Source organism: Nocardioides sp. NPDC051685, assembly GCF_044453405.1.
GTDB lineage: Bacteria > Actinomycetota > Actinomycetes > Propionibacteriales > Nocardioidaceae > Nocardioides.
Window position 1 is genome coordinate 652,503 of the sequence record NZ_JBITCR010000001.1, and the last position, 26,266, is coordinate 678,768.

24 protein-coding genes and 1 tRNA gene are annotated in these 26,266 nt (G+C 70.2%); 8 read left to right on the forward strand and 17 right to left on the reverse strand.

The genetic code is table 11. The features are described 5' to 3' along the window. Positions 1 to 66: 66 nt before the first annotated feature. The gene (locus ACIA03_RS03190) at positions 67 to 2,535 is read right to left on the reverse strand and encodes a circularly permuted type 2 ATP-grasp protein (protein ID WP_396979163.1); all 2,469 of its coding nucleotides are present in this window, start codon (positions 2,533 to 2,535) and stop codon (positions 67 to 69) included. Beyond that, a complete protein-coding gene (locus tag ACIA03_RS03195) occupies positions 2,532 to 5,861 on the reverse strand; it encodes a DUF2126 domain-containing protein (RefSeq protein ID WP_396979164.1) in 3,330 nt (1,109 codons plus the stop codon). The genes ACIA03_RS03190 and ACIA03_RS03195 overlap by 4 nt, the downstream gene beginning before the upstream one ends. 498 nt (positions 5,862 to 6,359) lie before the next feature. On the opposite strand from ACIA03_RS03195, the gene ACIA03_RS03200 reads away from it, so the two are divergent. Then, on the forward strand, positions 6,360 to 7,121 hold the full coding sequence (locus ACIA03_RS03200; RefSeq protein WP_396979166.1) for a hypothetical protein: 762 nt from the start codon (positions 6,360 to 6,362) through the stop codon (positions 7,119 to 7,121). Between the two features lie 85 nt (positions 7,122 to 7,206). Here the strand turns inward: ACIA03_RS03200 and hisC are convergent, their stop codons facing one another. Continuing rightward, positions 7,207 to 8,286 (reverse strand): histidinol-phosphate transaminase, encoded by a 1,080-nt coding sequence (hisC, locus tag ACIA03_RS03205; protein WP_396979168.1) that lies wholly within the window; start codon positions 8,284 to 8,286, stop codon positions 7,207 to 7,209. 11 nt (positions 8,287 to 8,297) lie between these two features. Beyond that, complete coding sequence (locus ACIA03_RS03210; protein ID WP_396979170.1) at positions 8,298 to 9,197, reverse strand: dimethylarginine dimethylaminohydrolase family protein; 900 nt, start codon at positions 9,195 to 9,197, stop codon at positions 8,298 to 8,300. Positions 9,198 to 9,321: 124 nt separating this feature from the next. Here ACIA03_RS03210 and ACIA03_RS03215 point away from each other — a divergent pair, with 124 nt between their 5' ends. From ACIA03_RS03215 to ACIA03_RS03230, 4 genes are all read left to right on the forward strand, one after another. Then, positions 9,322 to 10,023 (forward strand): GntR family transcriptional regulator, encoded by a 702-nt coding sequence (locus ACIA03_RS03215; protein WP_396979172.1) that lies wholly within the window; start codon positions 9,322 to 9,324, stop codon positions 10,021 to 10,023. A gap of 75 nt (positions 10,024 to 10,098) precedes the next feature. Beyond that, entirely contained in the window at positions 10,099 to 10,491 is a 393-nt protein-coding gene (locus ACIA03_RS03220) for a phage holin family protein (RefSeq protein WP_396979174.1), read from the forward strand. Positions 10,492 to 10,555: 64 nt separating this feature from the next. Beyond that, complete coding sequence (locus ACIA03_RS03225; protein ID WP_396979176.1) at positions 10,556 to 11,017, forward strand: low molecular weight protein-tyrosine-phosphatase; 462 nt, start codon at positions 10,556 to 10,558, stop codon at positions 11,015 to 11,017. Further along, positions 11,014 to 11,871 (forward strand): fructosamine kinase family protein, encoded by an 858-nt coding sequence (locus ACIA03_RS03230; RefSeq protein WP_396979178.1) that lies wholly within the window; start codon positions 11,014 to 11,016, stop codon positions 11,869 to 11,871. The genes ACIA03_RS03225 and ACIA03_RS03230 overlap by 4 nt, the downstream gene beginning before the upstream one ends. A gap of 43 nt (positions 11,872 to 11,914) precedes the next feature. Here the strand turns inward: ACIA03_RS03230 and ACIA03_RS03235 are convergent. From ACIA03_RS03235 to ACIA03_RS03245, 3 genes are all read right to left on the reverse strand, one after another. Beyond that, positions 11,915 to 12,002, reverse strand: a tRNA-Ser gene (locus ACIA03_RS03235). 10 nt (positions 12,003 to 12,012) lie between these two features. Next, the gene (locus ACIA03_RS03240; RefSeq protein ID WP_396979881.1) at positions 12,013 to 12,480 is read right to left on the reverse strand and encodes a nucleoside deaminase; all 468 of its coding nucleotides are present in this window, start codon (positions 12,478 to 12,480) and stop codon (positions 12,013 to 12,015) included. 26 nt (positions 12,481 to 12,506) lie between these two features. Beyond that, positions 12,507 to 13,019, reverse strand: coding sequence for a tRNA adenosine deaminase-associated protein (locus ACIA03_RS03245; RefSeq protein ID WP_084100295.1), 513 nt, complete (start codon positions 13,017 to 13,019; stop codon positions 12,507 to 12,509). A gap of 81 nt (positions 13,020 to 13,100) precedes the next feature. Between ACIA03_RS03245 and upp the strand changes: the two genes are divergently transcribed. Next, positions 13,101 to 13,742 (forward strand): uracil phosphoribosyltransferase, encoded by a 642-nt coding sequence (upp, locus tag ACIA03_RS03250; protein ID WP_396979180.1) that lies wholly within the window; start codon positions 13,101 to 13,103, stop codon positions 13,740 to 13,742. Between the two features lie 92 nt (positions 13,743 to 13,834). Here upp and ACIA03_RS03255 read toward each other — a convergent pair whose 3' ends face one another. The 9 genes from ACIA03_RS03255 to ACIA03_RS03295 all read right to left on the reverse strand — a co-directional run bounded on the left by ACIA03_RS03255 (position 13,835) and on the right by ACIA03_RS03295 (position 21,569). Continuing rightward, positions 13,835 to 14,368, reverse strand: coding sequence for a DoxX family protein (locus tag ACIA03_RS03255; protein WP_396979182.1), 534 nt, complete (start codon positions 14,366 to 14,368; stop codon positions 13,835 to 13,837). A gap of 86 nt (positions 14,369 to 14,454) precedes the next feature. Further along, entirely contained in the window at positions 14,455 to 15,015 is a 561-nt protein-coding gene (thpR, locus tag ACIA03_RS03260; protein WP_396979184.1) for an RNA 2',3'-cyclic phosphodiesterase, read from the reverse strand. Positions 15,016 to 15,048: 33 nt separating this feature from the next. Then, positions 15,049 to 15,783, reverse strand: a complete 735-nt coding sequence (locus ACIA03_RS03265) for a VIT family protein (RefSeq protein ID WP_396979186.1) — start codon at positions 15,781 to 15,783, stop codon at positions 15,049 to 15,051. After that, positions 15,767 to 16,285 (reverse strand): hypothetical protein, encoded by a 519-nt coding sequence (locus tag ACIA03_RS03270; RefSeq protein ID WP_396979188.1) that lies wholly within the window; start codon positions 16,283 to 16,285, stop codon positions 15,767 to 15,769. Before ACIA03_RS03270 ends, ACIA03_RS03265 begins: the two co-directional genes overlap by 17 nt. A 2-nt stretch (positions 16,286 to 16,287) precedes the next feature. Continuing rightward, entirely contained in the window at positions 16,288 to 17,526 is a 1,239-nt protein-coding gene (locus ACIA03_RS03275) for an amidohydrolase (RefSeq protein WP_396979190.1), read from the reverse strand. A gap of 7 nt (positions 17,527 to 17,533) precedes the next feature. After that, on the reverse strand, positions 17,534 to 18,700 hold the full coding sequence (locus tag ACIA03_RS03280; RefSeq protein ID WP_396979192.1) for a M20 family metallopeptidase: 1,167 nt from the start codon (positions 18,698 to 18,700) through the stop codon (positions 17,534 to 17,536). Beyond that, complete coding sequence (locus ACIA03_RS03285; RefSeq protein ID WP_396979194.1) at positions 18,697 to 19,905, reverse strand: PLP-dependent aminotransferase family protein; 1,209 nt, start codon at positions 19,903 to 19,905, stop codon at positions 18,697 to 18,699. The genes ACIA03_RS03280 and ACIA03_RS03285 overlap by 4 nt, the downstream gene beginning before the upstream one ends. 22 nt (positions 19,906 to 19,927) lie before the next feature. After that, entirely contained in the window at positions 19,928 to 21,109 is a 1,182-nt protein-coding gene (locus ACIA03_RS03290; RefSeq protein WP_396979196.1) for a M24 family metallopeptidase, read from the reverse strand. Between the two features lie 127 nt (positions 21,110 to 21,236). Continuing rightward, complete coding sequence (locus ACIA03_RS03295; RefSeq protein WP_396979198.1) at positions 21,237 to 21,569, reverse strand: hypothetical protein; 333 nt, start codon at positions 21,567 to 21,569, stop codon at positions 21,237 to 21,239. Between the two features lie 451 nt (positions 21,570 to 22,020). Here ACIA03_RS03295 and ACIA03_RS03300 point away from each other — a divergent pair, with 451 nt between their 5' ends. Continuing rightward, positions 22,021 to 23,226, forward strand: a complete 1,206-nt coding sequence (locus tag ACIA03_RS03300; RefSeq protein WP_396979200.1) for an acyltransferase — start codon at positions 22,021 to 22,023, stop codon at positions 23,224 to 23,226. A 54-nt stretch (positions 23,227 to 23,280) separates the two neighbouring features. Continuing rightward, entirely contained in the window at positions 23,281 to 24,948 is a 1,668-nt protein-coding gene (locus tag ACIA03_RS03305; RefSeq protein WP_396979202.1) for a M20/M25/M40 family metallo-hydrolase, read from the forward strand. Here ACIA03_RS03305 and ACIA03_RS03310 read toward each other — a convergent pair. Continuing rightward, the gene (locus ACIA03_RS03310) at positions 24,913 to 26,265 is read right to left on the reverse strand and encodes an MBL fold metallo-hydrolase (protein WP_396979204.1); all 1,353 of its coding nucleotides are present in this window, start codon (positions 26,263 to 26,265) and stop codon (positions 24,913 to 24,915) included. The genes ACIA03_RS03305 and ACIA03_RS03310 overlap by 36 nt on opposite strands. Position 26,266 lies beyond the last annotated feature (1 nt).

The window sequence follows — 26,266 nt, forward strand, 5'->3', positions numbered from 1 at the left end:
TACTGCAATTGTTGGAGCATCGCCGGGCTCTCAGCCGCCCGCTCGTGGTGACGGCCGTGTTCTTGCTCAAGTGACCGATTGCGCCGGGAGGGCGTTGAGGGGCTGGGGGGCGGGGCCGGTGGCGAAGTGGACGTCGCTGATGGCGTCGGCGAGGCGGTTGAGCTGGGCGTGGACCTGGTCGAGGAAGGACTCCAGGTTGGGGCGGCCGACGCCGCCGATGGCGACGAGGCCGGCGACCTCGGTGCGGTCCAGCATGTCGGTGATGTCGTCGAGGAGCCGCTCGGGGCGGGAGGAGCCGGTCGAGCCGGGGAGCTGGGTGAGGTGGAGCCGCAGCTCGTTGAGGCAGAAGGCCAGCGAGCGGGGGTTGTCGCGGTCCATGATCAGCAGGTCGAGCACTCCGCCGGTGCGTACGTAGCCCCGGTAGCGGCGGCGGTGGGTGACGGCCGACTCGGCGGAGGCGAGCACCGCGTTGAGCACCGCGCGGTCGACCTCGAGGCCGCGACGTACGGTCGTGGTGGCGCGCAGCAGCTGGCAGATCTGCATCGCGCGCTCCAGGAACCGGCCCAGCCGGATCGAGTGGTAGCCCTCGTCGCGGATCATGCTCGCCACGATCCCCTGCATCGCGAGGATGCCGTGCAGCATCTCGGCTCCCGACTCGGCGATCTGCAGCGAGTGCGGGCTGACCCGGAGCTCCTCGGCCGCACGGTCTGTCGAGGAGAAGATCCGCCACATGTCGGGGCTGAGCTGGTCGCGTACGCCGCTGAAGGCCTGCCGCATGGCGGCCAGCGACTGCGCCGCCGACCCCGGCCGGTCGGCGTCCAGCAGCATCGAGCGGAACTCGGCATCGATATCGCCATCCGGCCTGCCGTGCCCGGCCAGCCGGTCGAGCGCGCTCAGCATCACCTCGAGGCTGATCCCGCCGGACGTACGCGGCCTGGTCCTGAAGTCCTCGGCGAGCACGTGCGTGGCCAGGATGAGCCGGATGAGGTCCTCGGCGCGCTCCGCGTAGCGGCCGGACCAGTACATGTCCTCGAGGGCTCGTGGGACGAGCACCGTGACCGATCGGGTGTGGGTCATCGGGAGCACGTCGGCCAGGCCCTGGTCGGCCATCTGCGGCGACTCCTTGAGCACCCAGACGTCCTTGCTGCACGGCGGCAGCCCGGTCTCGTCGGCGCGGATCGAGGCCAGGCCGCCGACCAGCGGGCGGTAGGCCGAGCCGTAGCGGAGCGAGAACGTACGCAGCGTCAGCGGCCGGCCGACCGCGCCGTGTCCCTCGGCCCAGGTCGGGGCCTGGGAGAGCGTGATCCGCTCCTGGCCGACGTAGCGGTAGGGGTCGGCGGCGATCCTGGCGCGCAGCTCCTCAGGGGTCCCGGTGACGATGGCGCCCTCGAGCGTCCGAACCACCAGGTCTTCGGCATCCAGCCGCCGCTCGACCTCCGCGCGCTGGGCCTGGTCGCCGCACCACCAGGTGCCGAGCGACGCGAGCCGCAACGGCTCCCCGAGCAGGGCCTCGCAGGCCGCGGGGAGATAGGGCACGAGCCCCGGGTTCTCGAGTACGCCGGCCCCGAACCCGTTGACCACGCGCACGTTGCCGCGGCGTACGGCCTCGATCAGGCCGGCGACGCCGAGCTGGCTGTCGCCGCGGAGCTCGAGCGGGTCGGACCAGGTCGCGTCGACCCGGCGCAGGATCACGTCGACCCGCTCCAGCCGGTCGCCGTGGCCACGCATGAGGACCTCGCCGTTGCGGACGGTCAGGTCGGCGCCCTGGACCAGCGGGAAACCCAGGGTCGAGGCGAGAAATGCCTGGTCGTAGGCGGTCTCGGAGTGGGTTCCCGGGGACAGGACGACGACCCGGGGGTCGGCCTGGTCGCCGGGGGCGGACTCGAGGAGGGCCGAGCGGAGGGCGGCGAAGTAGGGCTCCATCCGGTGCAGCCCGGCGTCACGGTGGAGCTCGGGGAGGACCCGGCTGATCACCCGGCGGTTCTCCATCGCGTAGCCGATCCCGGAGGGGGCCTGGGTGCGGTCGGCGAGCACCCGCCACTCGCCGTCGGGCGTGCGGCCGAGGTCGGTGGCGGCCAGGACGAGCGGGCGCGGGTCGTGGTTGCTGGCCCGGGCGACGACACGGTGGAAGCCCTGATGCCCGAAGATCACCGCCGCCGGGACGATTCCGTCCTGGAGGAGGCGCTGCGGACCGTAGAGGTCGACGAGGATCGCGTTGAGCAGCTCGGCACGCTGGGCCAGCCCGACCTCGAGGATGCGCCACTGCGCCGGATCGATGACGAGCGGGACCGGGTCGAGCCGCCACGGTTCGGGCTTGGCGCCGGGACGCAGGTAAGTGACCCCGTCGTCGGCGAGGAACCGCTCGACGTCGTGGCCGATCCGGCTCAGCGTGGCCGGCGTGATCGAGACGGCCGTCTCGGCCATCGGCTTCCACGCGGGGCGCAGGGTGCCGTCGGGCCCGATGACCTCGTCGTAGGGCTGGTCGGACGCGTCGAGGACGCCGAGGGCGTCGGCGTACTCGCGAAGGACGGTCACCGCACCGCCCGTCGCAGGTCCAGGGTGTGCGAGTTGTCCGGGGTGGTGGCACGGGCCGCGCGCTCGCGCATCTCCGCGACGTCCAGGCGGCCGGAGGTGTGGCCGCGCGCCTCGAACCTGCTCGCGCGCCGCGCCTCGGCCTCGTTGGCGTTCACCGGCGGGTGGTCGTAGTTGCGGCCGCCGGGGTGCACGACGTGGTAGGTCGCGCCGCCGAGGCTGGTCTCGGAGGCGATGTCGACGACGTCGAAGTGGAGGGGCGCCTGGACATCGATGCTCGGGTGCAGGCTGGACCACGGACTCCAGGCCTTGAACCGGACGCCCGCATAGTGGGTGTCCGGGACGGAGGTGGGGGTGAGCGGCACCGGAACACCCTGACACGTCACCAGGTGCCGGTCGAGGTCGATTCCTCTCGTCGAGATCTGGACCCGTTCGACCGAGGAGTCGACGTAGCGTGCCGTCCCCGACCCGGTCACCTCCTCGCCGAGCACGTTCCACGGCTCGATCGCCTGGCGCAGCTCGAGCTCGATGTCTCCTACGCGCGCGAGCCCGATCCGCGGGAACCGGAACTCCGCGTACGCCGCCAGCCACTGCGACTCGAACGGGATGCCGTGGCGGCGCAGGTCGGCCACGACGTCCTCGATGTCGCGCAGGCACCCCTGCGGGAGCAGGAAGTCCTCGTGGAGGGCACTTCCGTGGCGGACCAGGGGCGCCTCGTACGGCTCCTCCCAGAACCAGGCGACCAGGCTCCTGACCAGGAGCGACTGGAGGAGGGCCATCTGCGGGTGCGGCGGCATCTCGAACCCGCGGAGCTCCAGGAGGCCGAGACGACCCCTTGACGAGTCCGGGGAGTAGAGCTTGTCGATGCAGAACTCGGCGCGGTGGGTGTTGCCGGTCAGGTCGGTGAGCAGGTGGCGCAGCGCGCGGTCGATCATCCACGGGCGGGGTTCGGGGTGCTCGCGGGTGATCCGGGCAACCTCCTGGAGCGCGATCTCCATCTCGTAGACCGCCTCCGGGCGCCCTTCGTCGAACCTCGGCGCCTGGCTGGTCGGGCCGATGAACCTGCCCGAGAAGAGGTAGGAGAGGGACGGGTGGCGCTGCCAGTAGCGGATCAGGCTGGCCAGCAGGTCGGGGCGCCGCAGCAGCGGGCTGCGCTCGGGGCTCCGCCCGCCGAGCGTGAGGTGGTTGCCGCCTCCGGTTCCGGTGTGGAGCCCGTCGAGATCGAACTTCTCCGTCGACAGGCGGGCCTGTCTGGCTTGCTCGTAGAGCGTCGTGATCAGCTCGCGCTGCTCCGCCCAGGTGGCGGTCGGCTGGACGTTGACCTCGATCACCCCCGGGTCCGGGGTGACCGTCAACCGGGCCAGGCGGGAGTCGGGCGGCGGGCCGTAGCCCTCGAGCACGACCTGCGTACCCTGCTCGGTGACGGCCTGCTCGATCACCCGGAGCAGGGCCGCGTAGTCGTCGAGGCGGTCGGTCGGCGGCAGGAACACATGGACCAGCCCGTCGCGCTCCTCGATCGCGAGCGCGGTGGTCGGCGCCTCGTCGGGATCGGTGACGGTGACCTGCGGGATCTCCGGGTCGAGCGGCGCTCCCGCGGTCAGGTAGGACGGCTCACCCTGGAACTCCGGGTCGTGCCAGGAGATCGAGTCCAGCGGCAGTCGCAGCCCGACCGCCGAGGTGCCGGGGGCGAGCACCAGCCGGCCTCGCCGGAACCGCCACTGCGGGCTCGTCCACACCCCGTCGTTGGTGTTGATCGGGATCACCCACCCGACGGGCTCGGTGACGTCCTTGTCGAGCTCGGTGACGTTCAGGTCCCCGCGGTTCGCGGCGTCGTCCGGCCTCGGGCCGTCGGGCTGACGCACCTCCTGGGCGATCTTCGCCAGCGGATCCTCGTACGCCGGGAACACCTGCTCCTCCGGGAGCCCGAGGATCCTGGCGATGCGAACCCCAACTGCCGAAGCGTCACCCCGGTCTGCCGAAGCGTCACTCAGGTCGGCCGAGTTGTCAGCGGGTGACGCCTCGGCCGGCGTAGCTGACGTCTCGGCCGACGCAGGTGACGTCTCGGCGGGGGCCCAGGGGTCGGCGAACAGGGTGGGGTCGCTCCACAGCGGCTCGCCGTCCGTACGCCACTGCAGGTCGATGTTCCAGCGCGGGAGGGGTTCGCCGGGGTACCACTTGCCCTGGCCTCGATGGACGATGCCGCCACGGCCGTAGACCTGGCGTAGGCGTTCGGCCAGGTCGGCGGCGAGCTCGCGCTTGTGCGGGCCGTCGGCGTCGGTGTTCCACTGCGCGGAGGTCTGGTCGTCGAGAGAGACGAAGGTGGGCTCGCCGCCCATCGTCAGCTCGACGCCTTCGGACTGGAGACGCCGGTCGACGGTCTCGCCGAGCGCGTCGATACGGGCCCACTCCTGCTCGGTGTAGGGCAGCGTCACCCGCGGGTCCTCGTGGACGCGGGTGACCCCGTTGGCGAAGGAGAAGGTGACCTCGACCGGGTCGGTGGCGCCCTCGATCGGGGCCGCGGAGGAGGGGTGCGGAGTCGCCGAGAGCGGGATGTGGCCCTCCCCCGCGAACAGGGCCGAGGTCGGGTCGAGCCCGATCCATCCGGCGCCGGGGACGAACACCTCGCACCAGGCGTGCAGGTCGGTGAAGTCCTCGGTCGGGCCCGAGGGGCCGTCGAGCGACTCCTGGTCGGCGGCGAGCTGCACCAGATAGCCGGAGACGAACCGCGCCGCGAGGCCGTACTGACGCAGCAACGACACCAGCAGCCACGCCGAGTCGCGGCACGAGCCGATGCCGAGCCGCAGGGTCTCGTCGGGAGTCTGTACGCCCGGTTCCATCCGCACCGAGTAGGCGACGTCCGCGTTGACCGCCCGGTTCAGGTCGGCGAGGAAGTCGACGGTGCGAAGGCCGTCCTCGGGCAGCGCCGGGAGCCGGCGGCGCCAGGCATCGGCATCGGTCGCCGACTCGACGTCGCGAAGGTAGGGCGCCAGGTCCGCCTTCAGCTCCGGCTCGTAGTCGAACGGGAAGGTCTCGGCGTACTCCTCGATGAAGAAGTCGAACGGGTTGATCACCACCATGTCGGCGACCAGCCCGACGGTGATCTCGAGCTTGTCGGTCTTCTCCGGGAAGACGAGCCTCGCGAGCCAGTTGCCGAACGGGTCCTGCTGCCAGTTGATGAAGTGCGCCGACGGCGTCACCGACAGCGAGTAGGCCTCGATCGGGGTGCGGGTGTGCGGCGCCGGGCGCAGGCGTACGACGTGCGGGCTGACCCGGACCGGCTGCGCGAACTCGTAGGTGGTCCGATGCTCGAGCGCAACCTTGATCGACATGGGCCAAGCCTGACCGATCCAGGTTGCACAGGGGTAACGAACCGCCGGAGTCGGCGCCGGCCATCCCGGATCCGCGCCCGATGACGTGACCAGCCATCGGAATTGAAGTGGTTTACCACGACGGCGCTCTAACAGGCTCGAAATCCCTTGGTTGGTAAACGCATTTCATCTCGACAAAACGCCGGGTCCCGTAACGACAGAGTCGGCCTATTACCCCATGGGGTGTTGTAGAAGGCGGGTCGTCTTATCGGCGCCGAGAACCGATATCGCGACGGCTTATCCCCGAGGTGCGTCTCCCGCTGACCTGCAAGATCCCCCTTGAGTTCGTTTGTCATGGCATCTGTCCACAAGAGCCAGCTGAATGCGAGCAGATGACTTTACGACATCAATTGCAGCGATGGAATAGGAATCAATAAGTTCAAGAAAGTTCTTGACTTAATGCTTCAAATCGCTTCAGGATGCATTCGGCACGACCTCAGAGCAACCTAAGGAGATTTCGTGAATTCTCGGACTCGAATCGCCGCCGTCGTCGCTGGGCTCGCGCTGGCCACGGTCGCCGCACCAGTCATGGCCAGCCCGGTCCCACCACCCATTCCCGACCCGCCGGTGCCCGGCACTCCGGGCACTCCGATCCCGGACGATCCGGGCACCCCGGACGTTCCGGACGATCCGGGCACCCCGGACGTTCCGGACACCCCGGATGTTCCGGACACGCCGGATGTTCCGGACACTCCGGACGTACCCGGCACCCCGGACACGCCAGACGTTCCCGGCACGCCCGACACGCCTGACGTTCCTGACACCCCGGACACCCCGGACACCCCGGATGTTCCCGGCACGCCCGACGTTCCCGGCACCCCGGACGTTCCCGGCACCCCGGACACGCCCGACGTCCCCGACACGCCGGACGTACCTGGCACCCCGGACGTACCTGGCACCCCGGACGTCCCGGACGTCCCGGACGTCCCCGAGGGCCCCGGGATTCCTGACCTTCCGGACGGCCCCGCCCCGGACAAGGCCGCAGACACGCCTGTCCCGGACGTACCCGTCCCCGACGTCCCCGTCCCGGATGTCCCGATTCCCGACGTTCCGGTTCCCGACCTCCCGGTCCCGGGCATTCCTGAGCTGCCGGGCGTTCCTGCGCTCCCGGGCGTCACGGACAGCCTGCTGGGCATCATCAACAGCCTCCCGGTCGTCGGTCCGATCCTGACCGACCTCCTCAGCTCGATCCTCGGGAAGCTGCCGCTGCCGCTGCCGTAGAGGCAACCACCATCACCCAACAAGCAGAGGTCCAGCAGCGTCGACGCTGTTGGACCTCTGCTGTTTCGGCGGGCAGCGCCGGCGCTCAGCCCTTCGAGAAGGAACCCGCGAGCTCGATGAGGCGGGTGTTGGCCTCCGGCTCGCCGATAGAGATGCGTACGCCCTCGGGCGGGTAGGGGCGGACCATCAGGCCGACCTCGTCGGCGGCCGCGGCGAACCCGGCACAGCGTTCGCCGGAGTCGAAGGCGAACCAGACGAAGTTGCCCTGCGCGTCGGGGATGTCCCAGCCGGCGGCGCGGACGCCCTCGACCACGCGGGTCCGCTCCGCCAGCAGCTCGTCGACCCGCGCGAGCAGCTCGTCCTGCCGCTCGAGCGAGGCGACGCCGGCCGCCTGGGCGACCACGTTGACCCCGAACGGCAGCGCCATCGCCCGCAGGGTGGCGGCGATCGGCGCGGGCGCGAAGGCGTAGCCGACCCGGAAGCCGGCCAGCCCGTAGGCCTTGGAGAACGTACGCAGCACCACCACGTTGGTCCGCGCGCGGTAGGTGGCGATGCCGTCGACGGCGTCGTCCATGCGTACGAACTCGGCGTAGGCCTCGTCGACCACGACCAGCACGTGCTCGGGCACCTTGGCGAGGAACGCGTCGAGCTCGGTCTGGGTGACCGAGGTCCCGGTGGGGTTGTTGGGCGTGCAGACGAAGACGACCTTCGTACGCTCCGTGATGGCCGCCGCCATCGCGTCGAGGTCGTGGTCGCCACCGGCAGTGACCGGCACCTTCACCGCGGTCGCGCCGGCGGCGAGGACCGCGATCGGGTAGGCCTCGAAGCTGCGCCAGGCGAAGACGACCTCGTCCTCGGGGCCGCAGTAGGCCGAGACCAGCTGGAAGATGAGCGCCACAGCCCCGGTCGAGAGGGCGAGCTCCTCGGCGGGCACGCCGTAGGCCTTCGCGAGCGCGTCGTAGAGCTCGGTGCTACCCGCGTCGGGGTAGCGGTTGACCCGCCCGGCCGCCTCGGCGGCGATCTCCACGACCCCGTCGAGCGGCGGGTAGGGGTTCTCGTTGGAGGAGAGCTTGTAGGTCACCAGGCCGGGCCGCTCGACCGGCGGCTTGCCCGCGACGTACGCAGGCATGGCGGCGACACTGGGACGGGGCTGTGGGGTGCTCATATCGTGAGATCCTAGGTCGGGATGACCTCGCCCCCGTAAACCACGGGAACGTCGCGGCCGACCACGATGTCGAGCGGGTTGGTGACGCAGCGCACCGACCCGCCACCGAGGTGGAGCTCGCTCATCTCGACGATCCGGATCGTGAAGCCCCAGCCCTCGAGGATCGGGCGGATGCGGTCCGGGCAGGACGGCATCACGATGGTGCGGCCGATCACGATCGAGTTGGCCGCGAACGTGCTGAGCGCCTCCTCCTCGGTGATGACCAGCGGCTCCTCGACCAGGTCGAGGAGGGCCTGTGCCGACTCCGGCGCGAGCGCGTCGGGGCAGATGATCGCCCGGCGGTCGTCGAGCGGGCAGAAGGCCAGGTCGAGGTGGTACATCCCGGAGTGGGTCGTCCGAACGCCCAGCACCCGCACGTTCATCTCGGTCGCGAGGGTCTTCAGCGCCATCTCGTCGGTGCGCGGCCCGGTGCCGGCGACCAGGTGGCCGGCGAACGGGAAGACGTCGCCCGCCTCGAAGGTGGGGCCGACACCGTCCTTGCCGACGTACGCCGTCCCCCACCCGTTCGCAGCGAACCACTCGACCGCGGAGCGGGTCTCGTTGCGGCGCTCGGGGAAGCGCATGTGGGAGAGGAGCACGTGACGGCGGCTGTCCGCCACATCGGGGAGGGTGGCCGCGAAGCCGAGGTTCATCGCGTAGACCATGTCGGGGCTGTCCTCGCGCGGCGCGATGACGTCGACGCGGCCGCCGAGCTCCTCGATGGTCGCCTTCAGGGTGTCCCACTGCGCGCGAGCACGGACGGGATCCGGCTGGATCTCGGTGTCCATGAACGGGTTGATGGCGTAGTCGATGCGGTAGTGCGTCGGCTCGGTCATCAGGTAGTGACGGCCCCAGCTCAGCGAAGTGCTCACTCGTACCCCTCTCAGGTCTTATCGTCGGATTGCCTGATTGACTGATTGTCAGACAATCCTGTGCCGTTAGGTTAGAGCACGAACGGTCATCACCGGAAGCCGACGCAGATAGGACAATGGGTTCATGCTGAAGCGGAGCCCGAAGCAATCAGAGATGTTCGAGTCGCTCACCCTGGACGAACCCGCATCGACGGTCGACCGCGTCGCCGACGAGCTCCGCCGGGCGGTGTTCGAGGGCGAGCTGGAGTCCGGCACCCCGCTCCGCGAGCACGGCCTTGCCGAGTCGCTGGGCGTCGGCCGCTCCACCGTCCGTGAGGCTCTCACCATCCTGGTCGCCGAGGGCCTGGCCACCCGCGCCCCGAACAAGGGCGTCGCCGTCGCCACCCCCGAGGCCGCTTCGGTCCGCGACGTGTGTGCCGCCCGCTGGGTGCTCGAGGGGGCCGGGGTCCGCAACTGGCTCCAGGCTTCCGCCGAGACCCGCCGGGCCGTGCACGAGTCGCTGGACGCGTACATCTCGGCCGTGCACTCCGAGCGCGCAACCTACCGTGAGCTCAACGAGCGCCACCTCGCGTTCCATCTCTCGCTCGTGGCGCTCACCGGCTCACCGCGGCTGGTCGCGATGCAGGAGCACCTGGTCCTCGAGCTCAAGCTCTCGCTCGCCCAGGTCGACCGCATCCGCCGCAACGCCCACGACCAGGCCGAGGACCACGCCGCACTGGTCCGTCTCCTCGACGCCGACCGTATCCATGACGCCGAGCGATTCCTGCAGAAGCACCTGTCCGACGCGGCCCACGACATCTGCAAGGCGCTCCGCCTGGAGAAGTGACGAGCGGTAACACGGTCGCCACACCTGCCGCACGCCTCTTACGTATGTCGCGCGCACCCTGCCACACTCAGCGACATGCGCATCGTGACCTGGCTCATCACCAACGCCATCGCTCTGGCCGTGGCGACCTGGCTCGTCGGCGGGATCTACTTCGACGGCCCGACCAGCGGCATGGACGAGATCAAGCAGAAGCTGCTCCCGCTGCTGATCGTCGCCCTCGTGCTCGGCATCGTGTCCGCGTTCGTGAAGCCGATCCTGAAGTTCGTCGCGTTCCCGTTCATCCTGCTCACCCTGGGCCTGCTCCTGCTGGTGATCAACGCGGCGATGCTCGGCCTGACCGCGTGGATCCTCGGCCCGACCGGGGTGGGTTTCCACGTCGACGGATTCTGGGCGGCGGTCCTCGGCGGCATCATCATCTCGATCGTCGGCTGGGGCCTCGACCGGGTCTGGCCGGAGAGCGACGAATAACAGATCCGGCGCCCGAGATTCGGCATCCGCCACGCGTTCTTGGCCGAAATGTAAAACTCAGGCCATGAAGATCGCGGTCGTCTGCCTGGGCAACATCTGCCGTTCTCCGATGGCGGAGGTAGTCCTGCGCGATCGTCTCGACGGTGCCGGGCTCGACGAGGTGGAGCTGGTCTCGGCCGGCACCGGCGGCTGGCACACCGGCGAGAAGATGGACCGCCGGGCGGCCGCGACGCTGCTCGAGGCGGGCTACGACCCCGAGCGCCACCGGGCTCAGCAGTGGCCGGTCGGGGACCCCGAGACGTACGACCTGGTGCTGGCGATGGATGCCGACAACCTGGCCGATCTGGCTGGTCAGGCACCGGAGAGCGGGCTGCGGATGTTCCGTGATTTCGATCCCGAAGGACCCGGGGACGTGCCCGATCCCTATTACGGTGGTGTCGAGGGATTTCGGGAGGTGTTGGCGATGGTGGAGCGTACGAGTGATGCGATCGTCGCATCCGTGGCCGCGGCGAGGCCCGGTTCGTGACCCGTCAGCCCGCGGTCGCCCGTCGCGCCGAGCAGCTGCTCGGGGCGGCGGTGGTGAGCACGTCTCCGGTCGCGGGCGGTGACATCTCGACAGCCACCAAGATCCGCCTCAGCGACGGCTCGCTGGTGCTGATGAAGGCTCTCTCCCTGCCGCGCGACGACTTCGTCGCCGCCGAGGCCCGAGGACTCCGCCTGCTGGAGGAGTCGGGTGCCGTCAAGGTGCCCGAGGTCCTCGCCGCCGAACCCGACTGCCTGGTCCTGCGCTGGATCGAGCCCGGACGTCCCACCGCCGAGACCGCCGAGGAGCTCGGCCGGGCGCTCGCCCGCCTGCACAACACCCCGGTCTCGGGCTTCGGGGCCGACCACGACGGCTTCATCGGCCGGCTGCCGATGCCCAACAAGCCCGCCGACACGTGGGCCGAGTTCTATGCCGTACGCCGCCTGCTGCCCTATCTCAAGGCCGCCCGGGACCGCGGCGCCATCGACGCCGCCGGCGCGGAGAGCGTGGAGCAGGTCGTCGGGAAGCTGACCTCGCTGATCCCGGAGGAGCCGCCGGCCCTGCTCCACGGCGATCTGTGGAACGGCAACGTCCTGTGGGACCGCAGCAGCGAAGCCTGGCTCATCGACCCTGCTGCCTACGCGGGCCATCGTGAGGTCGACCTCGCCATGCTCGCCCTCTTCGGCCTCCCCCATCTGGAGCGGATGATGGCCTCCTACGAGGAAGCGACTCCGCTCGCCGAGGGCTGGGAGGACCGTCAGGCCCTCCATCAGCTCTTCCCGCTCCTCGTCCACGCGACGATGTTCGGCGGTGGCTACGGCGCCCGTGCTGCCACCGTGGCTGCTCGCTACCTCTGATCTCGAAAAGCAGAAAACCCCTGGTCACCCAGGGGTTTCTGTGTGGCGGTGACGGTGGGATTTGAACCCACGGTAGGTCTCCCTACACAACATTTCGAGTGTTGCACCATCGGCCGCTCGGACACGTCACCGCCGATTAAGTTACAACCTCGGGGGGTCTTCGCCGAAATCGGGGGCGCCTCGCTGGGCTCCGAAGAAGTCCTCCAGCAGCGCGCGCTGCTCCTCGGCCAGCAGCCCGGCCACGACCTCGGGCCGGTGGTTGAGCCGGCGGTCGCGTACGACGTCCCACAGCGAGCCCACCGCGCCGGCCTTGTCGTCGAAGGCGCCGAAGACGATCCGCTCCACCCTGGCCAGCACCGCGGCGCCGGCGCACATCGTGCACGGCTCCAGGGTCACCACCAGCGTGCAGCCCTCCAGCCGCCACTCGCCCCGCGCCTTGGCGGCCTCGCGCAGCGCGACCACCTCGGCATGTCCGGTCGGATCGGCCTCCGCCTCGCGTACGTTGCGGCCGGTCCCGATCACCGCCCCGGACGGGTCGACGACGACCGCGCCGATCGGCACATCACCGGTCGCCAGCGCAGCACGGCCCTCGTCGAGGGCGGCCCGCATCGCGGGCTCCCACCGGTCGGCTGGGGTCACGCGGGCATGAGGCCGACGGTGTCGTCGAAGGCCTCGCCGCAGCCGATCGCCCGGGCGATCTCGGAGAGCGTCTCGTCGGGGTAGAGGTCGTCCTCGAACATGTCGTCGATGAGGATGCCCATGTCGACCGCGCTCATCCCGAAGTCGGCGAGGATGCCGAGGTCACCGGCCGGATCGGCCTCCTCCTCGTCCTCGACCTCCTCCGGCAGCGGCAACCCGAGCACGTCGAGAGCCGACGCGGCCAGCTCCCACTCGTCGGCCGCGGTCACGTCCGAGAGCAGCACCCTGGTCGCGGCGCCGGAGACCCGGACGATCACGAAGAAGTCCTCGTCGATCGCCGCCATCGCGATCGCGCCGCCATCGCCTGGGAAGCGGTGCAGCGCGTGCGTCAGTGTCTCGACATCGGTCAGCAGGTCGTGAGCGAGTTCGCGCACAACCCAGGCGCCGTCCTCGCGATACATCGCGACGGCGAAGTCAACACCCTCGATCTGCTCCAGCTGATCAGACACACGACCAGAGTGACACCGAAACCGCCCTGGGTCTAGGGGGAATTGGTGACCTCACAGCGAACCGATCGTAGGGTTCAGCCCATGGAGACCCTCGTTGTGGACCACCCGCTCGTCGCCCACAAGCTCACCACCCTGCGCAACAAAGACACCGACTCGTCGACTTTCCGTCGTCTCGCCGACGAGCTGGTCACGCTGCTCGCCTACGAGGCGACCCGCGGCGTTCGGGTCGCCCCGGTCGACATCGTCACCCCGGTCGCACCGACCCAAGGCGTACGCCTCACCGACCCGCAGCCGCTGATCGTCCCCATCCTCCGCGCCGGTCTCGGGATGCTCGACGGGATGATCCGGCTGCTGCCGACCGCCGAGGTCGGCTTCCTCGGCATGGTCCGCAACGAGGAGACCCTGGAGGCGACGACCTACGCCGAGCGTCTTCCTGCCGACCTCTCCGGTCGGCAGTGCTACGTGGTCGACCCGATGCTGGCCACCGGCGGCACCCTCGCCGCGGCGATCGACTTCCTGGTCAAGCGCGGCGCCGACGACATCACCGCCGTCGTACTTCTCGCCGCTCCGGAGGGCGTCGCCGCCCTGGAGAAGGAGCTCGAGGGCGTCGACGCCCCCGTCCGCGTCGTCACCGCCGCGATGGACGAGCGGCTCAACGAGAAGGGCTACATCGTTCCCGGCCTCGGTGACGCCGGCGACCGGCTCTACGGCGTCGCGGGCTGAGCCCGTCGGACGTGTAACACGCTGTTCGTAGGACTTCTCGCCCTATCTGAACGGGCGAGTAGTCCTACGAACGACGTGTTACAGGGACGCCGTCAGGCCTTGATGGTCACCTTCTCCTCGACGTACTGCGGAGCCTCGACGGCCTCGGCCTCTGCCCCCTCGGCCTTCCGGGCCTTGCGCTTGGCGGCGAGGGCCTTGAGGGGCCAGGTGAGGAGCTGGTCGAGGGTGATCCGGCCGGGGGCGACCAGGCCGAGCACGAGAGCGGCGGCGCCGAGCGCGGCGGGGAGCTCCCAGCCGCCCTGGTCGACGAAGACCTCGGTGGTGCGGTGGGCGTACCAGATCGCGCCGGCCATCTGACCCGCGAGCAGCACGCCGGCGATCGGGGCGAACAGCCCGACGGCCAGCAGGGCACCGCCGACGAGCTCCACGTACGTCGCCACCTGGGCGGCGATCGCGGGCTCCGGGACCCCCAGGCCGCCCAGGAGCTGCTCGGTGCCGGCGAAGCCCTGGTCGTACTTCTGCCAGCCGTGCGCGACGAAGATCCCACCGACCACCACACGGGCGGCGAGCAGTACGACGTCGTTGAAAAGTCCGGTGTAGGCGTTGCGCCCCACTCGACGACTCATGTCCGGTTCTCCTCTGGGTCAGGTCAGAACGAGCCGCACACGGTAGCGACCTCGGATCCTGCCTGTTACCGCCCGGGGCTTCGGGTTCAGCCGAAGGGAAACTCTGCTACGACGTCGTAGACCGGACGCTTCCTCGGGCCCTCCCCGAGCCGGGAGTGCACCAGTGCGAAGGAGGAGACGGTCCAGGTCGGACCACGGTAGGCGTCGAGCAGCCGCACCCAGTTGCTGAGCTCGACCGGCGTGCCCGTCCGGGCGACCGTCAGATGGGGCCGGAACCGGCCACCGTCGACCTCGACACCGGCCTTGACCAGCGCGTTCCTCGTCCCGGCAGCGACCCGGTCGAGCTCCTCGGCCGCATCGGTCTCGACGCCGGCGTAGAGGACCTTGCCCTCGGTCACGTTGGGGAAGGCGCCGCCGCCCGTGACGGTCATCTCGAAGGGCGTACGCCGCCCCGCGGCCGTCTCCAGCCGCTCGATCGCGTCATCGAGGGACCTGTCGGGGACGTGCTCGGCGAAGGCGAGCGTCAGGTGGAGCTGGTCGGGCGCCGACCAGCGGAAGGCGGCCGCGTCGCGGCGTACGGACAAGAACTCGTCGAGATCATCGATCACCGACTCCGGCGGGATCACCGCCACGAACATTCGATTCATCGAGGCCCATTGTGCCCGGCGGCAGGGGCCGGGTCACTTGAGTTGCGTGCCGAGGAGGTCGCCGACGACGTAGGTCACCAGCATCGCCAGGAGACCGCCGGCGACGTTGCGAAGCGCCGCGCGGACGGGTGGTGCGTAGCCGAGGCGCGCGCTGGTCCAGCCGGTGACGGCGAGGGCGGCGGTCACCGTGAGGACGGTCCCCCAGATGCGGACGCTGTCCGGCAGCAGCATGATCGCGAGCAGGGGCAGCAGGGCGCCGAGGGTGAAGGAGAGCATCGATGCACCGGCCGCGGACCAGGGCGAGGTGAGGTCGTCGACGTCGATGCCGAGCTCGAGGGCGGCGTGGGCACGCAACGCGTCGCGATCGGTGAGCTGCTCGGCGACCTCGGTGGCGGTCTCGGGCGCCAGCCCCCGCTCGCGCAGGAACCCCTCCAGCTCGCGCAGCTCCTCCTCGGGCATCTCCCGCAGCTCGCGGCGCTCCTTGGCGATCAGCGACTCCTCGGTGTCGCGCTGGGTGGACACCGAGACGTACTCGCCCGCCGCCATGCTGATCGCGCCCGCCACCACCGCGGCGACGCCGGCGATCAGGACCGCTGTCGTGTCCGTGGTCGCGCCGGCGACACCCATCACGACACCGGCGGTGGAGACGATGCCGTCGTTCGCGCCGAGGACACCCGCCCGCAGCCAGTTGAGCCGGTTCTTCAGGCCGTCGGCCCGTTCCTCGGCGTCCCCGTGGCCCGCGTGGGCACCTTCACTGGGGAGCGTCACTGCTCGCCTTGCCGGGGACAGGCTGCTGCGGGTTCTCGCAGAAGGCGACCGGGCCGCTCTCGCCGCCGTGGTATTCGTAGGTCTTCCCGGCCGCTTCGAGCACCACGCGGACCCCGTCGGTCAGGACCATCGTGTACATCTTCCCGGGCTCGGGGCAGCCCAGGCTGCCGTCACGCCAGGTCACCTTGTCGTTGGAGACGACGGTGATCTCGTCGGTCTTCACCCCCTGACGCTTGGCCAGGTCGGCGATCGCGGCGGCGACCTTCGGGTCCTCGGCGGGCGTCGGGGTGGTCGATGTGGGCACATCAGACACGTTAGCGCCTGGGTCGGTCGCCTCGGAGCCACATCCGGCCAGCAACGAGCCCAGCATCGGGCCCAGCATCAGCGCCAGAACGGGCAGAAGGTACGCGGCAGGGCGGATCTTGCTCTTGTCGGTGCCGGTGCTGTTCGGGGTGGGGGTCATGACCTTGGGTACGTGCTCCGTCCGGGGTTCGTTGCGCATCGTCAGCTCTCGAACCGCGTCGCACGCTCTCGGGTGACCCCGCTGCCGCGGCCCGCGTCGGCGTCGCTGTCCCAGCTGTAGACCTCCGTCCCGGTGATGAAGACGCGCTCCGCGCGGTGGTCGGTGTCGAGCGGGTCACCGGACCAGATGACCACGTCGCCGTCGAGACCCGGCGCGATCGCGCCGACCCGGTCGTCGAGGCCGAGGAAGCTCGCCGGGTTGGTGGTGATCGCGGCCAGGGCGGTGTCGCGCGGGAGGCCGTCGCGTACGGCGAAGGAGGCCTGGTGGACCAGGAAGTTGATCGGGATGACCGGGTGGTCGGTGGTGATCGCCACCCTCACTCCCGCGGCGGCCATCGCGGCGATGTTGCGGTTGGCGCGGTTGCGCACCTCCACCTTCGAGCGACTCACGAACATCGGGCCGTAGATGACCGGGATGTCCTTCTCCGCGAGCACGTCGGCGAGCAGGTGGCCCTCGGTGCCATGGTTGACCACGAGGCGGTAGCCGAACTCCTCGCTCAGTCGGATGGCGGTCGCGATGTCGTCGGCGCGGTGGGTGTGCTGGTCCCAGGCGAGCTCGCCGGTGAGGACGCGAGCGAGCGTCTCCTTGCCGAGGTCACGGTCGAAGGGCTTGTTCTCTGCCTCGGCGGCGGCCTTCGCGGCTGCGTAGTTCTGGGCCTCGACGAAGGCCTTCCGGATGATGTTGGCGACGCCGAGCCGGGTCGACGGGGTCTTCTTCTGGTCGCCGTAGACGCGCTTGGGGTTCTCGCCGAGGGCGCTCTTGACCGAGACCGCGTCGGAGAGGACCTGCTCGTCGACGGTCCGCCCGCCCCAGGTCTTGATCGCGACCGTCTGGCCGCCGATCGGGTTGCCGGATCCGGGCTTGATGACCGCCGTGGTCACCCCACCGGCGAGGGCGTCGCGGAAGCCCTCGTCCTCGATGTTGATCGCGTCGATCGCCCGCAGGGCCGCGCCGTCGGGGTCGGTCATCTCGTTGGTGTCGCTACCGGCCCAGCCCTCGCCCTCCTCGTGGGTGCCGATGTGGCCGTGCCCCTCGACGAACCCGGGGAGCAGCCACCTGCCGTCCGCGTCGATGGTGTCGATGCCGTCAGGGATCGCGACGTCGGTTCCCACCGCGGTGATCACCCCGTCCTCGATCACGACCGTGCCGCTCTCGATCGGATCGGCGGCAACCGGGACGACGTACGCGTTGGTGATGGCGACGGAGGAACGCTGGGTCATGCCGCCATCATGCCGGGCTCCGGTGGCCGGCGTGCCGGAAGAGGGCTGCGTAGGCGCGAGCCGCGGTGACCAGCTCGGCGACTTCGACGCTCTCGTCGGGACGGTGGGCCTGCTCGGCGACGGAGCCGGGACCGAGGACGACGACCGGGATGCCGGCGCTCGCGACGAAGCCGCCGTCACAGGCGGCGGTCCAGCCGGTCGGGGCTGGTGAGGGCGCGCCGGCTGCTGTCAGCGCGGCGGCGATGTCGTCGACGATCGGATTGTCGACAGGGGTCTCGAAGCCGGGCATGTCCATGGTCATCCGTACGTCGAGGGCGAGACCGCGGGCAGCGAGGCCGGGGGCCTCCAGACGGCTCTCGACCTCCTTCCGTACGTCCCCTGCGACCTCACCCGGGAGCAGGCGGCGGTCCGCGGTGATCCGGCAGTGTGCGGCGACCGTGGAGGTCGCCTGGCCGCCCTCGATGGTGCCGACGCTCCAGGTGGCCGGGCCGCACAGCGGGTGCGGGCTCGCGGCCAGCTCGTCGTGCCAGCGTTCGATCTCGGCGACCACGTGGGCCATGCCGTGGATGGCGTTGCGACCGTCGGACGGGTTGCCGGAGTGGGCGGCCCTGCCGGTGAGGGTGATCTCCAGGTAGGCGTCGCCACGGGCCGCGATCACCGGCTGCAGGCTGGTCGGCTCGACGACCAGGCAGGCTGAATGGTCATTTGTCGACAAATCGGCGACGAAGTGGCGGATGCCGAGGCCGAGCTCCTCCTCGTCGACGAGGACGGCGAGCGTGATCGGGGGCTGGGCGACGGTGTTGTCGACTGTGGACAATGCGACGATCGCCGCCGCCAGGCCGCCCTTGGTGTCCGCGCTGCCGCGCCCGTGCAGCCGCCCGTCGCGTACGTCACCGGAGAACGGGTCTCCGCTCCAACCGTCGCCGGGCGGGACCACGTCGGAGTGGCTCATGACCAGGAGGCCCGGCCCGGACCCGGCTCCGACCCGCGCGATCAGGTTGGCGCGGCCGGGCGCGACCTCGTCGAGGGTCACGTCGAAGCCGCGCCGGTGGCACTCCTCGGCGAGCACCGCGACCGTCTCGGCCTCCTCCCCTGGCGGGTTCTGGCCGCGGGCGCGCACCAAGCGCTGGGCGAGGGCAACCACCTCGTGGGGATCGACCGCCTCGGCCGTCACCGCGCCTCCTGGGCGAGACGGTCGACCGCCCGCCGCAGCCTCGCGATGCCCTCGGCGATCCGGCCGGGCGGGGTGGAGGCGAAGCAGAGGCGCATCGAGTGCGGGAAGAGCCCACCGGGCGAGAACGCGTTGCCCGGGATCATCGCGACCCCCTCGGCCAGTGCGACCTCGAAGAGCGCGGTGGTGTCGACGGGCGGGTCGAAGGTGACCCAGAGGAAGAAGCCGCCGTCGGGATCCGTCCACGTCGCGCGGCCCTCGAAGTGCTCGGTCAGGGCGGCGCGCATCGCCTCCTTCCGCTCCTTGTAGACAATCCTCTGATCGGCCACGTGGGCGTCGAAACCACCCGAGTCCAGGAACCCGGCGAGCTGCCGTTGCGCCGGCAGGTTGGTGCAGGTGTCCATCGCCTGCTTGGCGTTGATCAGCAGCTGCCCCAGCGACGGGTCGGCGTCGACCCAGCCGACCCGCAGCCCCGGCGCGACGGTCTTGGAGAAGGTGCGCACCGAGAAGACCAGCGGGTCGCCCTCGGCCAGCTCGTGCAGCGTCGGCAGCGGGTCGCCGGCGAACCTCAGCAGCCCGTAGGGGTCGTCGTCGATCAGGATCGAGCCCCACTCCCGGGCGAGCTCGACGAGCCGGACGCGACGCTCCAGCGACAGGGTCGCCCCCGACGGGTTCTGGAAGGTCGGGATGGCATAGATCGACTTCGGGCGGCGGCCGGTGCGGCGTACCTCTGCCTCCAGCCGCTCCACGTCGAGCCCGTCCTCGTCGACCGGGATCTCGAGGAGCTCGGCGGAGTAGGACAGCGCGGTCGCGCTGCCGTTGGTGTAGGTCGGGGCCTCGACGACGACCAGATCGCCGGGGTCGGTGAAGAGCTTGTGGACGAGATCGAGGCCCTGCATCCCGCCGGAGGTGATCGTGAGCCGGTCCGGCGTGGTCTCGTCGCTGGTGCCGGCGAGCTGGGCCAGCAGCGCCTCGCGCAGCACCGGGTCACCCTCGGTCGCGGCATAGTCGAAGGCGTGCGGCTCCAGCGGCACCGCGGCCAGCGCGGCGGCCGGGATCGAGTCCTGGGCAGGGCTGCCCATCGCGAGGCGGACGATGTCGTGGGTCTGCTCGGCCAGCAGCGACGTACTCGAGTCGATCACCGAGCCGACCAGGTGCTCGCTGCGTGCTGCCAGAGGCAGCCGGGCTTCCGTGCGGATTGTCGACATTCGACACTTCCTCCTTGGTGGACTACTCGTTGACGATCAGCTGACGCGGCATCGAGGTCAGTGGCTCGGGCAGGTGCTCGGTGACCAGGACCGACTCGGAGAGCTCATAGGCCCAGCCGTCCATCCACATCCCGAGGATCACGTGGAAGGCCATCCCGGGCTCGAGAACAGTCTCCTCGCCCGCCCGGAGGCTGACCGTCCGCTCTCCCCAGTCGGGCGGGAAGCCGATCCCGATCGAGTAGCCGATCCGGGACTCCTTGGTGAGCCCGTGGGCCGCGATCACCCGCGTGAAGGCGGCATGTACGTCCGCGCCCGCCGCCCCCGGCTTCATCGAGCCGAGCGCAGCCTCCATGCCCTCGGCGGTCGCGGCGGCGCAGTCGAGGAGCTTCGCCGACGGCGGCCCGAGGCAGACGGTGCGGGCGAGCGGGGCGTGGTAGCGGTTGCGTACGCCAGCGAGCTCGATCGTGGTCGCCTCACCGCGTCGCAGGACCCTGTCGGTCCAGGTCAGGTGGGGCGTGTCGGCACTGACGCCGGTCGGCAGCAGCGGCACCAGGGACGGGTAGTCGCCACCGACCCCGCCGACGCTCACCGTCTGTGCGGCCTGGATGTCGGCGACGACGTCACACTCCCGCCGCCCCGACCTCACCCCGGCGAGGGCCGCGGTCATCGCCCGCTCGGCGACCTGGCCCGCGGCCCGCAGCTCGTCCTGCTCGGCCGGCGACTTCACCAGGCGCACCCAGTTGACCAGCTCCTCGCTGTCGACGATCTGCGTGTGCGGGAGGGCCCGCTGCACCGCCAGGAATCCCCGCACCGAGAGATAGTGGGCGTCCAGCTCCATCGCGACGACCGCGTCAGGATTGTCGACAAATACATTTAGCTCCCGAGCACACGCGGCGATGTGGTCGTAGGGATGGACGTCGGGCCGGTGGACCAGTTCCTCCGGATAGGCGTGGATCCGCTCCTCCGGGAGCACCGCCGTGTGCCTGGCTCCGTGCGCGTCCATCGCCCGCAGGAACAGGTGGGGCTCACCGCGAGCCGGCACCACCGCACACTGCGGCACGTAGAACGACCAGGCGTTGTAGCCGGTCAGGTAGTAGAGGTTCGCCGGGTCCGCGACCACCAGGGCCGACCAGCCCCGCTCCGCCATGCGCTGCTGCACCTTGCCCAGCCGCTCCGCGAACTCCTCGGGGCCAAAGACGCTCACCACACCCACACCGTTCCCGCCACCAGATCATCGTGACCGGACCCGCTGATTGTTGACAATAGACAACCCGAGATTTCGAACAGTCGTAGCGTCACCGAAACACCGGGAAGAACGGCGAAGGGTTCGACTATCCGACCGCTGTAGGCGAAGCGTGACTCGTCCTGCGGTGTGCGAGGTAGCGCATCACGAGCACGACTGCCGCCGTGGTGAACAGGCTGGACAGAAGCACCTCGTCACGAGACAACCCGTCGACGTTGGGCTGTAGCTCCTCCTCGGTCGCCCAGCCGAACAGCCACTCGCTGGTGAGCAGCCCGACGCCGAAGCATGCGACCGTACCGATCGCGGTCGCCCACAGCCGGTGCACCCAACCCTTCCCTACGAGCAACCCAGCGACCACACCGAACCCGAGCGACATGGCACCAAGCACGGCCAGTCCTTGAAGTCCCAGGTCCCACTGCATGGCGATGCCTCCTTCCCAGAGTCCATCTCATTCCACTGTGGCCCGGTGCCGTCGAAGCGGTGAGTGCCGAAAGCCCGTGCGAGCGGGCCGTAAGTAATGCGTCCGCCGCGATCCGCTCGGCTCAGATCACACCAAGGGTCGCTGCGCTCCTGCTCACGTGACCAGGGCTCGACGGCCCGGGGCCGTCGGGTTGCCGTGGATCCCGAAGCCGCATCGTCGATTGGCTGTCGATGACTCCGACAGACAAGTCGGCTGTGAGCCCCGAGTGTGCTCGGGTCTCCGCGCGCGTCGGATCTGATCGAACCTCTCCTCCCAGCCCGCCCTGCACAACGTGTCTTCTGCTGGTCTGCTTGGCGGAATCGAGATCCGCGCGTGACGAGGGACGTTCAGATGGCTGGTCGAGGGACTTCGTCCCTAGCAGACGTTGGCCCGGGCTGGTCACGCTCAAGAGGTGGGTGAGCGGACCCGAAATCGTCGTGGCTCCTCGGCCGACGAAAACGGTCGTGCGGTCGAGGAGTGGTCGAAGCAGCGTCTCCTCTACCTCGACCGCCTCAAGGTCCTCCTGGTGGCCGCGATCATCGCGGCGCACGGCATCGTCGGGTACGCGGACGTGGAGTTCTGGCCCTATGCGCAGATGCGCGAGACGACCCTGGCCGAGGCGACCACGATCGGCCTCCTGGCACTGGTCGGCCCGTTCGCGCTGCTCATGATCCCGCTCCTGTTCCTGGTCGCCGGCCTGCTGACGCCGGGCTCGCTGGAGCGCAAGGGCCCGGGACGGTATGCCCGGGACCGGCTGGTGCGTCTCGGTGTCCCGTTCGCGGTCTTCGTGTTGGCGCTGTGGCCGGCGCTGATCTGGCGGATCAATCCGCCGGGAGTGCCTCCGGGTTCGTATTGGTGGGAGTTCTTCCACGGGGGCGGCTGGGGCCTCGACGCAGGGGTGATGTGGTTCGTCGGCGTCCTGCTGATCTTCTCGCTCGGCTACGCCGCCTGGACCCGGTGGCGCGGTCGACGGCCAAGCGAGCTTGGGCACCGCAACGTGAGCCTGGGCGGGCTGCTGCTCCTCGCCCTCGCGGTAACCGTCACGACGTTCCTGCTGCGGCTCGTCTACGAGTACGACGGCGATGAGTACCTCATCGACCTGAACATGTATCAGTGGCCCCAGTGCATGGCCATGTTCGGCCTCGGCGTCGTGGCCTCCCGCCACGGGTGGCTGACCGCAGTCCCCGACCAACTGCGCCGCCGCTGCCGCACCGCCACGCTCGTGGCCGGGGCCGCGTTCGGTGCCTACATGGGCGTGGGGGCCGCCCTGGGCACGTTCGATGCGGGCACCTGGCGAGGCGGCGTGAACCTGAACGCTCTCACGTTCACGGTGCTGGAGAGCACCGTGACAGTGGTCGGCCCGGTGTGGCTGCTCGGCGTGGCCCAACGCCATCTCGGCCGGCCGCTGCGCTGGGCCCGCCCGGCGGTCGGCCGGAGCGCCTACGGCGCCTTCATCGTCCAGGGCTACGTACTGATCGGGCTGGCCGTGGCGCTGCGTCCGCTGCCTCTGCCAGGTGAGGCCAAGGCGCTGCTCGTGGCGGTCGGCGGCGTGGCCGGATCTTTCGTGCTGGCCTGGCTGCTCATCAAGCGCGTCCCCGGGGTGGGCCGCGTCCTCTGAGAGGAGAAACCTCGAATGGTCGCCATGCGTCATGACCGACCGGTTGCTGGGAACATGCCCAGCTCCCGAACATCCAATTGGCTCGCCCGCCTCGTCCTGGCGGTCGCATTGATCGCCGCGACCCTGCTCGCCGCAGGCCTGGTCGTCCCGCCCCGCGCCAAGCCCACCGACACCGCCGCGACCAGCTTCTCGGCAGACCGGGCGATGCAAGATCTCGAAGTCGTCGCCGCCGAACCCCACCCCATCGGATCGGCGGCACAGCATCGGGTCCGCGACTACCTCCTCGCGCAGGCCCGCGCGCTCGACCTGCCGGTCGAGGTGCAGCGCGACGAGGGCAGTGGTGCCGAGAACGTCATCGTGCGCATGCCCGGGACGTCGCACGCCGCACACGACGTCCTCATCACCGCCCACTACGACTCCACCCCGAACGGCCCGGGCGCGGGCGACAACGGAATGGCAGTCGCCGTGATGCTGGAGACGATGCGCGTCCTGCACGCGCGCGAACCCCTGACCAACGACATCGTCTTCCTGTTCACCGACGGCGAAGAGGAAGGCCAGACCGGCATCGCGGCCTACCTCGACGACTACCCCGACGCGGACCGCGTCGCAGTGGCCTTCGTGTTCGAGGGGCTCCCCGAGAGCGGTGGCACCGAGCTGCGCACCACGACACCGGGCGACGCCTGGCTCATCGACGAACTCGCCGACGCATCGCTTCCGGCGTTTGCCAACTCGGCCCTCAACACCTCCGACCGGGACCGGATCGGCAACGACTTCGCCGCGTTCGCTCCGGCCGGCATCGTTGCTGCGGAGTACCTGACCGAGGGCCACGTCGTGCGCTACCACAACGCCGGCGACAACGTCGCGGCCACCAACGCCGGCGTGGTGCAGGACCACGGCGAGACGATGGTGGCGCTGGCCGAGCATTTCGGGAACCTCGACCTCACCGCGGCGCGCATCAGTGACAGCGACCGCATCTTCTTCTCCGTGCCAGTGGTGGGCCTGGTGTCCTACCAGGTGTGGCTGGCCCAGGCGCTGGCCGTGATCGCAGCGGTCGGGTTCCTCGTAATCGTGGGGGCCGCGTGGCGGCGCCGCATCGTCAGTGGTCCGCACCTGGTTTGGGGCACGCTCGTGGTCCCGGGCCTGGCCGTCGCCTTCACCGCGCTGGCCTGGGCAGCGTGGCAGCTGCTGCTGGGGATGAACCCGGAGTCCGAGCAGACGCTCCACTACCCCGACTTCGACGGGAGTACGACGGCGATGGCGGTGATCGGCGCGGTCGCCGGGCTCGCGTTCGTGACCGTCTGCCACTGGCTCGCCCGCCGGCTCGGGGTGCTGGCGCTCGCCGTCGGCGCCCTGGTGTGGTGGACCCTGTTGACCCTGCTGATCGCGATCGAGGAGCCACTGTTCAGCCCCGTCGCACTCTGGCCACTGCTCGGCGGTGTCACGGCCGTGGCTGTTGCCGCATGGGTCAGCCAACCGTGGGCCCGCGTCGGACTGCTGGCGCTCGCCGCGATCCCGGCACTCGTCATCGCCGTTCCGCTGCTGATCCTCGAGGCCATCAACGTCGAGCAGGGACCACTGGTCGCGGTTCCCGTCCTGATGCTCCTGCTGGGCAGCCTGCTGCCCCAACTCCTGCTGATCACCGGCCGGCTCCGCACGCCGAGAGTGCTCAAGTTCGCGTCGAAACGGTCAGATTTCACGCGAACTCCTAACCTGCCCTCTTGAGTCCGGGGTCCTTCTCGGCGGGTGGGCGCTCAGCGCCCTGGCGACGTCGTCGACGCGGTGCGGGGTGTCCGGCCCCGTGAGGGGGCGGCCGTGGCCCGGGCCGAGCACCCGCGGGTGCAGGTCGGCGAGGTGCTGGATGGATGCGTCGGCCGCAGCAGGGTCCCAGGTGGAGTACCAAGGCGGGCCAGTCAGCCCCGGCTGCTGACGTAGGAGACCACGGACGCTGTTGAGGCGAAGGTTGACCAACGCATCGCCGGAGATCAGGACCCGGTCGGCGGTTCGGAACAGCGAGAGGTGTCCTGGAGTGTGGCCGGGTGTGGCCACGACCTCCCAGCCGGGTAACCCCGGCACGGGCGCTTCGGGGTGGAGCGTGCGCGCGGCCTCGCCCAAGGCGTTGCCTGCCAGCACCGCCTCTCTTCTGCGGCGACCCATGGCGCGCATCACCGGGAGAACGGCCCATCGGTCCAGCGGTGCTGCGGTCCTCCGCATGGCGTCGAAGTCGCCGTTGGCGATCGGCAGCTCGGCGGGGTGCAGGTACACCGGACACGACCAGCGGCCCGCCAGCTCGCGGGCGGCGCCCGAGTGGTCGGGGTGGACGTGGGTCAACAGGATCGCCTCCGGCCGCTGGCCGGGCCCGAGCGCCTGCTTCGTGCCAGCCTCGATCCGATCGGCGTCACCGGCCCAGCCTGCGTCGACGAGCAGCCAGCCGGCCCCCGCGCTGACCAGATAGACGTTGGTCTGGGTTCGCCCTCGCAGACCCACGCAGATCACCCCAGGGGCGATCTCCCGCGCCTGGACGCGACCGGCACCTGCGGTGTCGGTGATGCAGAAGACGGGGTAGCGCGGCGCAAGCTCCGCAAGACGCTCTGGAGTCGGCGGTTCCTCGAGCCCGAAGTACCACCGCGCCTGCTCCTGTGCGGCAGGCGCGCCGCTGCGCCGACGCCCGGCCTCGAGGTACGCCGCGAGCACCGGCGCCCGTTCTGCCACTGGCAGCTCGACCAGCCGAACCTGACGGGTTCCCCTTCGACGCAGTGCCGCCGCCCCTCCGGCCGCCCTGACGTTGCGGACCCACTGCGACTCTCCCGCAAGAGCGACCAGGTAGTCCGCGCCCTCGTGCCGGGTCACCAGGATCGGGATGCGCCGCGCCCGACCCGAACGCCGACCCCGCACCTCCAGGGTCATCGCGTCCCGAGGAGCGAGCCCCAACGTGGTCAACGGCACCCCGATCGGGTTCAGCCTCCGGTACCACTTCGCCGGAGGTCGGTACGACGCCGCTCCGGAGAAGTCCTGCGGGTGCAACCACCGCGGGGGCGTCATG

Excerpts from the sequence above, each read along its gene's own strand:
- ACIA03_RS03195 (WP_396979164.1), bottom strand. The coding sequence starts at position 5,861 with ATGTCGATCAAGGTTGCGCTCGAGCATCGGACCACCTACGAGTTCGCG.
- hisC (WP_396979168.1), bottom strand. The coding sequence starts at position 8,286 with ATGAGCACCCCACAGCCCCGTCCCAGTGTCGCCGCCATGCCTGCGTAC.
- ACIA03_RS03215 (WP_396979172.1), top strand. The coding sequence starts at position 9,322 with ATGCTGAAGCGGAGCCCGAAGCAATCAGAGATGTTCGAGTCGCTCACC.
- ACIA03_RS03220 (WP_396979174.1), top strand. The coding sequence starts at position 10,099 with ATGCGCATCGTGACCTGGCTCATCACCAACGCCATCGCTCTGGCCGTG.
- ACIA03_RS03225 (WP_396979176.1), top strand. The coding sequence starts at position 10,556 with ATGAAGATCGCGGTCGTCTGCCTGGGCAACATCTGCCGTTCTCCGATG.
- ACIA03_RS03240 (WP_396979881.1), bottom strand. The coding sequence starts at position 12,480 with ATGCGGGCCGCCCTCGACGAGGGCCGTGCTGCGCTGGCGACCGGTGAT.
- upp (WP_396979180.1), top strand. The coding sequence starts at position 13,101 with ATGGAGACCCTCGTTGTGGACCACCCGCTCGTCGCCCACAAGCTCACC.
- ACIA03_RS03255 (WP_396979182.1), bottom strand. The coding sequence starts at position 14,368 with ATGAGTCGTCGAGTGGGGCGCAACGCCTACACCGGACTTTTCAACGAC.
- thpR (WP_396979184.1), bottom strand. The coding sequence starts at position 15,015 with ATGAATCGAATGTTCGTGGCGGTGATCCCGCCGGAGTCGGTGATCGAT.
- ACIA03_RS03270 (WP_396979188.1), bottom strand. The coding sequence starts at position 16,285 with ATGCGCAACGAACCCCGGACGGAGCACGTACCCAAGGTCATGACCCCC.
- ACIA03_RS03275 (WP_396979190.1), bottom strand. The coding sequence starts at position 17,526 with ATGACCCAGCGTTCCTCCGTCGCCATCACCAACGCGTACGTCGTCCCG.
- ACIA03_RS03285 (WP_396979194.1), bottom strand. The coding sequence starts at position 19,905 with ATGTCGACAATCCGCACGGAAGCCCGGCTGCCTCTGGCAGCACGCAGC.
- ACIA03_RS03295 (WP_396979198.1), bottom strand. The coding sequence starts at position 21,569 with ATGCAGTGGGACCTGGGACTTCAAGGACTGGCCGTGCTTGGTGCCATG.
- ACIA03_RS03305 (WP_396979202.1), top strand. The coding sequence starts at position 23,281 with ATGCCCAGCTCCCGAACATCCAATTGGCTCGCCCGCCTCGTCCTGGCG.
- ACIA03_RS03310 (WP_396979204.1), bottom strand. The coding sequence starts at position 26,265 with ATGACGCCCCCGCGGTGGTTGCACCCGCAGGACTTCTCCGGAGCGGCG.